At 74.6% G+C, this 4,132-nt stretch carries 4 protein-coding genes; 2 read left to right on the top strand and 2 right to left on the bottom strand.

What is annotated here, in order from left to right:
• Together FOE67_RS29480 and FOE67_RS18585 are read right to left on the bottom strand one after the other, a co-directional pair.
• Positions 1-311, bottom strand: a 311-nt coding sequence (locus FOE67_RS29480; RefSeq protein ID WP_228474029.1) for a hypothetical protein, incomplete at its 3' end; no start/stop codon positions are given.
• On the bottom strand, positions 302-874 hold the full coding sequence (locus FOE67_RS18585; protein ID WP_182665757.1) for an RNA polymerase sigma factor: 573 nt from the start codon (positions 872-874) through the stop codon (positions 302-304). The genes FOE67_RS29480 and FOE67_RS18585, both read right to left, overlap by 10 nt.
• 480 nt (positions 875-1,354) lie before the next feature.
• Between FOE67_RS18585 and FOE67_RS18580 the strand changes: the two genes are divergently transcribed.
• Together FOE67_RS18580 and FOE67_RS18575 are read left to right on the top strand one after the other, a co-directional pair.
• Entirely contained in the window at positions 1,355-1,873 is a 519-nt protein-coding gene (locus tag FOE67_RS18580) for an Asp23/Gls24 family envelope stress response protein (RefSeq protein WP_182665755.1), read from the top strand.
• A gap of 758 nt (positions 1,874-2,631) precedes the next feature.
• The gene (locus tag FOE67_RS18575) at positions 2,632-3,834 is read left to right on the top strand and encodes a YihY/virulence factor BrkB family protein (RefSeq protein WP_323385026.1); all 1,203 of its coding nucleotides are present in this window, start codon (positions 2,632-2,634) and stop codon (positions 3,832-3,834) included.
• Positions 3,835-4,132: the final 298 nt, after the last annotated feature.

Raw genomic sequence — 4,132 nt, 5'->3', positions numbered from 1 at the left:
CTTCCGCCCTCCCCCACGGGTCCCGGGCCCTCCTCGTACGGGGGCCCCGACCGGATCCGCTCCATCACCCGGCGCACGACCCCGGCCACGGCCCGGCTGTGCTCCGCAGGTCGAAGGCCTGCCTCCGCGTCGGCCCATCGCAGCGCCCGAACGGCCTCCTCCAGGCGGCGGCCGTTTCCGCCCCCCGGTGCTCCCCGCGCCCCGGCGTTCCGGAAGCCGACCGCGTGATCGCCCGGGGAGAAGGAGTCCGCCCGGGGATCGGGATCCTCCCGCTCCCCCGGGGACGGGGGTGGATGGGGGGTCATCGCCATGCGCTCATCGCCTCCGTCAGCATGCGTCGGGCCCGGTGGATTCGACCTCGAACGGTGGGCGCACCCACTCCCACCGCCCGGGCGATCTCTTCGTACGACAAACCGTGCAACTCGCGCAGCACCCAACACGCCCTCAGGTCCCCGGGGAGACGGCCGAGTGCTCCGAGCAGGTCCCGCATCGCCTCCCCGGCCTCGGCTGTGCGGGCGGGGGAGCCGTATCCGCCCGCGGGCAGCGTGTCGGACCCGACCCGGGTCCCGGTCAGGGGCGGGCGTGCCCTGATGTGGTTGAGACAGCGATTGGTGACGACCCGGAACATCCAGCTGCGGAAGGTCGACTCGCCCCGGAAGGCGGGTAATCCACGCCAGGCCGTCACGAACGCCTCCTGCACGATGTCCTCGGGATCACCGGCCGGACCCACCAGGCGTCGGGCCAACCGGAGAAGCTCCGGGGTGTGCCGGCGCACCAACGCCTCGAACGCCGCCTGATCCCCCTTCACCGCCTCGGCCACCAGACGGGTGTCCTCGACCGCCGGCCGGGAGGACGCGTCGTGGTCGCGGAACACGTCTCCTCCTTTCGACGAACTCTCGTTTCCCCTTTGGACACCCGAAGGAGCCGTTCATCACGCCCGGGGCGGGCACTTCACCCGATCGCCGGAACCACCGCCTGTTCCGATCACCCCGGAGAGGGAATCCGCGACGATTCCGTCCCCGGGGCATGACGAAAGGCCGGTGGAGGTGTCCAAGAAGTGAGGGGGCGAACCGGGCGGGCCCCCGAGGCCCGGGAGCGCGCCACCGGGTGCGGGGGAAGCCGCCGCGGGTGCCCATCGGTCGGACACCGGGCACGGAGCCCGTCCCCTCCCGGATTGCCCGGCCGGCCGGGAGGTGCTCCGCCCCGAGTGGGGGAAAGCGGGAAGAGGAGGTCCCTCTCCGGGACCGGGTCCGCAGCCCTCCGGGGCCCCGAACCCGGCCCCGGAGGAGGGAGCGCAGGGGTCGTCGGGGCGCCGGGCTCCGCGACACACGGGAACGACACGGGAGAGAAAACGATGACGACCGAGACGAGAAGGCCCGCGGAGGCCGGTGCCCCGACGGAGATCGCCGCTCCGCCGGTCCGGTCCGGTGCGGAGCGGGCGGGGACGACGATCGGAGCCGGGGCCACCGGCCCCGGGGCGCCGGCCGCGATGCGGGGCCGGACCTCGATCGCCGCCGCAGTGGTGGAGAAGATCGCCGGCATGGCGGCCCGCGAGGTTCCCGGAGTGCTGGCCCCGGCCGGGGGTCTCGCTCGAATCGGGGCGCTGCGCCACCGTTTGGCCGGGGACCGCGAAGGGGTCTCACGGGGCGTGCGGGTGGAGGTGGGCGAGCGGCAGACCGCGATCGACCTCAATGTCGTGGTCGAGTACGGCCTTTCCATACCGGAGGTGACGGCGGCGGTGCGGGAGAACGTCATCCTCGCGCTGGAGCGCATGACGGGGCTCGAGGTCGTGGAGGTGAACATCGTGGTGGAGGACGTGCGTCTTCCCGAGGAGGACGCCGTCGAACCGGAATCGGCCGTACGCGTGGTGTGAGCCGGCCCGGGCCGGGCGCGGTGGTTTCCCGGTGGGGCGCCGGATGAGGTCCGAGGAGGCACGGGGCGGCGTGCCGGTGGAAGTCGGGGTGCGTGCCCCGCGCCGCCCTTCCTCGGCGGGCCCTCCCCGACGGCCGGGGGCCGGCGCCCCGGCGGGCGCCCTGGTGGGAGGCGGGGAGCGGTGATGGCGGGAGCGGCCCCGGGTCCGGCTGTGGCGTGGCGGGAGTCCCTGCCGGGAGATCCACGGGGAGGTGTCGCGAAGACCGGGCGACCCTTCTCCTCCGGCCGTGCCCCGGGTGGTCGGGGCGCGGCCGGGGCGCACGCCGGGGCGATCGGAGCGGCTCCGGGGGAAAGGCCGCTCCGAACGAGCATCCGGAAAACCCCCGGTGGGAGGGAGCGACACGGTCTCCCCGGGCATACGCCCGAAAGAGGGATCGGAAGAGGCAGGAGGGCTCCCACCCCCCGGTCGGGCGGTCGTGGCCCTCCGTATCCTTCCGGGGCCGGCGGATCCGGGAGCGGGACCGATCCGTGGGTTCGGTGGAGGACGAGACGGAAACCGTTCACGGGGGTCCGTGGCCGGTGGGAAGCGGGGCCGCGCACGCGAGCCCCGGTGGTGCCGCGGAACCGCGGGTGATGTGACGAGGAGCGGCCGTGAGCGGTGATCACGAGGGGAGAGACCGCCGGGACCCCGAAGTCCGGGCGGGCTCCCCCCGCCCGGGGGCGGAGCCGGGGGCGTCGGGTACGACGGGAGGCGCCCCGGTGGCCGTGCGTCCCGACACCGAAACCGACACCGACAGCAACGCCGCCGCCGGCCGGCGGCGGGCGGCCGGAGGGGTCGAGGGGACGACGGCCATGGCGGTGCCCGGGAAGCCCTCCGGGACCCCCGACCCGAGCGGGGTCACGGGTCGGGGGGAGGAGGCCGGGAGGCGAGGGGGCATCGGGAGCGGGACCCGCCCCTCCGCCGGGAATGCGGGCGGAGCGGAGAGCGAAGCGGGCGAGGAGGTCGGGGACGGTGAGGAGCCCGGGGGGAGCGACTCCCGGCGGGCCGTCTTCGGCCGGGCGCTGCGCCGGACGCCGGGGGCCGTGTGGGAGCACGACCTCATGGATTGGGCGGCGGCGCTGACGTACTACGCCGTCCTGGCGATCTTCCCGATGTTGCTGGTGACCGTGTCGGTGGTGGGTCTCACGGGCAGGGACGCCGTGCCCGAGTTGGTGGATCAGTTGGGAGCGGTGGTTCCCGAGGCCTCCCGGGCACTCCTGGAGCAGTCGCTGCGGGACATGGCCGATCAGCGGTCGGCGGTGTGGCTGCTGGTGGTGTTCGGGACGGTGGGCTCCCTGTGGTCGGCGACGGGTTACCTGGGGGTCTTCCGTCGGGCTCTGCACACCATGTACGGGGTGCGGGACACCCGGCCGGTGTGGCGCACCATGCCGCGGATCGTCCTCACCGCGCTGATGCTGTTGGTCCTGCTCGTCTCCAGCGCCCTGGTGCTGCTGCTGACCGGGGGGTTGGCCCGCTTCACCGGGCACCTGTTGGGGATGGACGGCGCCGCGATAACCGCGTGGAACATCCTGAAGTGGCCGCTCCTGCTGTGTCTGGGTGCGGTGTTGGTTCTGGTGGTCTTCCGCACGGGCCCGCGTCCCACCCGCGCGGCCCGACGGAACGCACCGGGAGGGGCCCTGGCGGTGGTGCTCTGGTTGACGGCCTCGGTCGGGTTCGCGCTCTACGCCTCGCACGCCCCCACCTACAACCGTCTCTACGGGTCCCTGGCGGGCATCGTGGTGTTCCTGGTCTGGCTGTGGGTCACCAACCTGGCGCTGTTGGCGGGGGCCCAGTTCAACGCCGAGGTGGCGAGCGTCCGCCGGGTCTCGCCCGTGGCGCCCGGGGTGGAGAGGGTGTCCGGTGAACCGCTCCCCGCTCCCGCCCGGGGTGAGGGGACCGGAACCGGACGCGCCGATCCCTGAACCGGGGACGAGAGCGTCCCCGGCCCGCCGGGGACCACGGCAGCGGTCCGCCGGGCCGTCCCTTCGGGGCGGCGGGATCCCGGGGAGGAGGCCCCCGACCGGCGGGAGTTGCGCGAGGGGCCGGCCCGGAGGGCAGGGGATCGAAGCCGGTGCGTGGGAGAGTCCCGCCGCCCGGGGCGGGGAGAGCCGCCCGGCGGGGCCCGTCGTCTCCCCTGATGGCCCCCACCGGAATGAATCGATTCTAAAAAGGGGCACGCACGGGCCTCCCCGACACCGTGCCCGCGGCCCGCCCCGGGGC

Origin of the sequence: Streptomyces calidiresistens (genome assembly GCF_014141525.1) — a bacterium.
GTDB lineage: Bacteria > Actinomycetota > Actinomycetes > Streptomycetales > Streptomycetaceae > Streptomyces > Streptomyces calidiresistens.
The sequence above is the reverse complement of the archived record's forward strand: the minus strand, read 5'-3'. Positions and strand labels throughout refer to the sequence as shown.

Bases quoted from the DNA above. Each gene is read 5' to 3' on its own strand.
- FOE67_RS18580 (WP_182665755.1), top strand. From the start codon at position 1,355: ATGACGACCGAGACGAGAAGGCCCGCGGAGGCCGGTGCCCCGACGGAG.